The 4,248-nt window shown below is 44.8% G+C and carries 5 protein-coding genes; all 5 read left to right on the forward strand.

The annotated features are described in order from the left end of the window. On the forward strand, positions 1 to 401 hold a 401-nt coding region (locus ACE1CM_RS23095), incomplete at its 5' end, for a tetratricopeptide repeat protein (RefSeq protein WP_374880749.1). Positions 402 to 1,238: 837 nt separating this feature from the next. Beyond that, positions 1,239 to 1,598 carry a reverse transcriptase N-terminal domain-containing protein gene (locus ACE1CM_RS23100; RefSeq protein WP_374880751.1) on the forward strand — a complete coding sequence of 120 codons (360 nt, stop codon included), beginning with the start codon at positions 1,239 to 1,241 and terminating at the stop codon, positions 1,596 to 1,598. 89 nt (positions 1,599 to 1,687) lie between these two features. After that, positions 1,688 to 3,013, forward strand: coding sequence for a reverse transcriptase domain-containing protein (locus ACE1CM_RS23105; protein ID WP_374880753.1), 1,326 nt, complete (start codon positions 1,688 to 1,690; stop codon positions 3,011 to 3,013). A gap of 42 nt (positions 3,014 to 3,055) precedes the next feature. Continuing rightward, positions 3,056 to 3,607, forward strand: a complete 552-nt coding sequence (locus ACE1CM_RS23110) for an RNA-guided endonuclease InsQ/TnpB family protein (RefSeq protein WP_374880755.1) — start codon at positions 3,056 to 3,058, stop codon at positions 3,605 to 3,607. Next, complete coding sequence (locus ACE1CM_RS23115; RefSeq protein ID WP_374880756.1) at positions 3,570 to 3,776, forward strand: transposase; 207 nt, start codon at positions 3,570 to 3,572, stop codon at positions 3,774 to 3,776. Before ACE1CM_RS23110 ends, ACE1CM_RS23115 begins: the two co-directional genes overlap by 38 nt. Positions 3,777 to 4,248 lie beyond the last annotated feature (472 nt).

The raw sequence follows: 4,248 nt of genomic DNA on the forward strand, positions 1-4,248 counted from the left end.
GGTTCAGTTTGGGCAATTTGCGTCAAGCTCAAGGGCAATTACCAGAAGCAGAGACAGCATACCAGCGAGCGATCGCACTCCGCCCCGATGCGGTAACGATTTACAATAACCTGGGCTACAACCTGGAACAACAAGGCAAGTGGTCCCAAGCAATAACCTGCTATCAAAAAGCTTTGGAATTGCAGCCCAATTGCCTAGAAGCTGATGTCAATTTAGGTAATGCACTCCATGCCCAAGGGAAGCTCTCCCCAAAGCAACAAGCTTATTATGCACAATTGAATGGCAAATTAGGTCAGGCTCGCAAAAAAGCCGGAGATTTAGTCACTGCCGCAGTTTACTTTCAAAAAGCCCTGGAACTGAATCCCAACTTAAACGAGTTTAAGACAGATTTACCTCAATAGTTCGGGAGCATTTCATCCACCGTGAATCACGGTGGATGAAATGCGACTCGGCGGTTTTAACCGCCGTCAAATAGTTAAGTTTTGTGTTTAGGGAGAACAGTCGTAAGCACCTATATAATCAAGTCGGTTCGATTGGGGAAAAAGTCATGATTGTCTAGGAATTCAAAGTTAAAGGGAAAAGCGAGCAGTATCGGAAAATAGACTCAGCCATTCGTACATTTCAATTCATCCGCGTGAGACGTGAAAGTCGCGTGTAGGCGCATCAGCGCTATTCACCGAGGAAATACTTCCTCTAGAGAACTCATTCTCTCTATTCCCATGTAAAAGGGTCTTGTACCCCGCCTACTTTGAAATTAAGTAATGAAATCCAAAGGAATGCAAGGCACAAAAGCAGAACATACGGACAAGTCAGTTGATATATTCTGCAAGGGGAAGGTTAGTAAGGGTTAACGAAAGTGAATCATCATAAGCTTCGTAAATTGACATAGGCGAAATGAGTTGACACGCCTAACCAAAAGGTAAGCAGGTAGGTCGTTAAATTACGGATGTTAACGATGAATGAGCAAAATCCCTGCCGGAGTATAGATGGAACCCAAACTAACCATAAGTGGCACACGCGAAACACGGTAAACCCCACTGGTTCTTGAGCTAAGGTCGATAACTCAAGTTCGTCAACCGCAAGGGAGACGGAATTACTGAGGGGGTAAAGGATGCCAGAGAAAGCGCAAGTTAAGGGTAATGCCTGGAATAGGGGTTCAAAATTTGCCCCACATCGAAAGATGGCAGACTTCTGGCGGGTCTTCAACGATAAATCTCGCGTAAAGGAATTGAACCAAAGTGAAAGATAGGGTCAGCAATGACATCAAAGCGAAGGAACCGCTAGAAAAATGGGAATCCATCAACTGGAAACTCGTTAACAAACGGATTAGAAACCTAAGACAGAGAATTTATCGCTCAACCCAAAACGGTCAGTGGAATAAGGTTCGTAGCCTTATGAAGCTGACGATAAGAAGCTACTCCAACCTACTGTTGTCCGTGGGAAGGGTAACCCAAGAAAACCAGGGGAAGAGGACTAATGGCATCGACGGTCAGACGGCAACCACCCCCGCAGAAAGGGTAAAACTCCTCAAAGAAATGAAGGAACACACCCTGTGGAAAGCTCACGCACCCCAGAAGGGTATACATTCCAAAAGCTAACGGAAAACAAAGACCATTAGGGATTCCAACAGTCAAAAATCCCATACAGTAGTACTGAATGCACTGGAGCCTAGTTGGGACCTGCCCGAATGGAGGGCAGCAGCTACGGTTTGGGACCTGGTAGAAGCTGTCATGATGCCATACAACACACCTGGGTGCCCCTCAATAAACAAGGCAACGACAGGTGGGTATTAGACGCAGATATCAAGGGCGCATTCGATAACATCAGCCACGACTTCATACTCAAAGCAATTGGAGAAATACCAGGTAGAGAGTTGATTAAACAGTGGTTGAAAGCAGGTTATGTAGAAGCCGAGATCTTCCATGAAACGGAAAGCGGAACACCCCAGGGGGGGATTATATCACCCCGACTGGCTAACATAGCGCTGGATGGAATTGAACAATTTCTAAGCCAATTCAAAAAAAGGCAAGGGAAGAACTTTTCACCCAGAGCGCCTAAATACGGATTCGTCAGGTACGCCGACGATTTCATCATCACCGCCGAGACAAAAGAGGATATTGAGGAAATAATTCCCTCGGTAAAGGAACTCCTCAAAACAAGAGGACTGGAATTAAACGAGGACAAAACTAAAATCGTTCATGTAGAACAAGGATTTAATTTCTTAGGGGTCAATGTCCGTCACTTCCAGGGAAGCTGCCTAGTAAAACCTCAAAAGGAAAAAGTCAAACTATTCCTTAGAGAAATAAGGGAATGGCTTAAAAACAATAAACACGCCAGCCCAGAAGCAGTCATCCAATACTTAAATCCCCGCATTAGGGGATGGGGAAACTACTACAAACATGGGGTTAGCAGCAAGGTGTTTAGCTATGTTGACCATCAAATTTTTCAGGCAATCTGGAAATGGACACTAAGCAGACACCCAAACAAGGGGAAAAAGTGGGGAGCCAGAAAGTACTTTATCACTGTTAACGACAGGAAATGGAACTTTCACGCAGTAGTCAACGACAGAAATGGGAAAAGGAAAAACCATTACCTAACAAAACTGGGTGACCTACCAATAACCCGCCACGTCAAAATCAAAGGAACGGCCTCCCCAGATCACCCCAGCCTAACAGAATACTGGGACAAACGTAGAACTAACTACGGTAAAACATACTTTGCCAAAGGTGCAAAGCTATTTAAAGTAGCCCAGAACCAAGATTGGAAATGCCCAGTATGCGGCGAACACCTGTTCAATGGAGAGAAGCTACACGTCCACCATAAAGTGCAAGTGAAAGACAAAGGTTTCAATCAGGAAGACAATTTAGTCCACTTACACCTCAACTGCCACAAGCACGTACACAGTGGAAAACGTTCTGAAGTTCAGGAGGCAATAGCCGATGATGGGAAACTGTCAAGTCCGGTTCAAAGGGGGGAGGGATACGGCGACGTATGCCTTCCTACCCGACAATAAAGCAATTAGGTTTTGGATGGACTCGTGGCGTCAAATTGTCTCTTGCTAAGCAAGTTAAGTGCCATCTTAGCCAAGGAATTTGAATTTGCTAGTTTTCTAAACTCTCAAGCTAGACTTGCGGCTACCGAACGAGCATCCTGTTCAATTCAACGTTTTTACGACAACTGCAAGTCTGGACATCCGGGCAAAAAAGGCTATCCAAAATTTCAGAAAAATAATCGCTTTGTTGTATATAAGCAAACGGGATGGAAGTTGTCAAAAGACCGTAAACATATCAACTTCACCGACAAGAATGATGTAGGCTCTCTTAAACTCATCGGCAATTACGATTTGCACTATTATCAAATCGACCAAATTAAGCGCGTCAGGATAATCCGACGCAGCGATGGATATTACGTTCAATTCGCCATTGAGGCAGAGCGGAATGTCGATATAAAACCAACTGGTAAAACAATTGGGTTGGATGTTGGAATATCAGCTTTCTACACCGATTCTCAAGGTCATCAGGTAGAAAATACCCGTCACCTGCTTCAGTCCGAAAAAGCTCCATCAGCGGTTGCAGCGCCGCATTTCCAAAAGGAAAAAAGGTTCTAACAACCGCAAAAAAGCAATTGGTTTACTAGGACGGAAGCATCTAAAAGTTTCCCGCCAGCGTAAAGACTTCGCCATTAAAACGGCGTTGTGCGTAGTAAAATATAACGATTTTGTGGCGGTAGAGAAACTGCAAGTGAAGAACATGGTTAGGAACCATCCCCCCGCCTGAGGCACCCCCCTTAATCAGGGGGGTTGGGGGGGATGCGATGCTGCAAGGGTCGCAGTTCACCCAGTGGTTGAAGTATTTGGGCAAAGTTTATGGTCGAGTTGTGGTCTCGCACTTGGCAACAAGTCTCTTGCAAGATCGCTCGTTGAACCAAGAATCCCCCATCTTTTAAGTGGGGGAGTGTCAATTTAGTCAGCAGCAGTTAAAGCAGGCAGAAGCAGCTGAGGGTTAAGCCCAATAGACCGAATCGCGATTATCAGGTAAAATAGACCACGCTGTAGGAATACAGCAATGCTTTGCTACTAGAACAGATGACTGATTAGTCAAGAAATACAAATCAAGATTAAAAACAGGAGATCATGCAAAGCTTAAACTTGAGTAAAGTCCAGTTTACCAACCAATCTGATGTAGTCAATCCAGGTACTGAGTTATTCAATCCCAAATTCTCCGCTGTAGCTACATTGAGAGGTAACGA

Origin of the sequence: Microseira sp. BLCC-F43 (genome assembly GCF_041929235.1) — a bacterium.
GTDB lineage: Bacteria > Cyanobacteriota > Cyanobacteriia > Cyanobacteriales > Aerosakkonemataceae > Microseira.

Bases quoted from the DNA above. Each gene is read 5' to 3' on its own strand.
- ACE1CM_RS23105 (WP_374880753.1), top strand. From the start codon at position 1,688: ATGGAGGGCAGCAGCTACGGTTTGGGACCTGGTAGAAGCTGTCATGAT.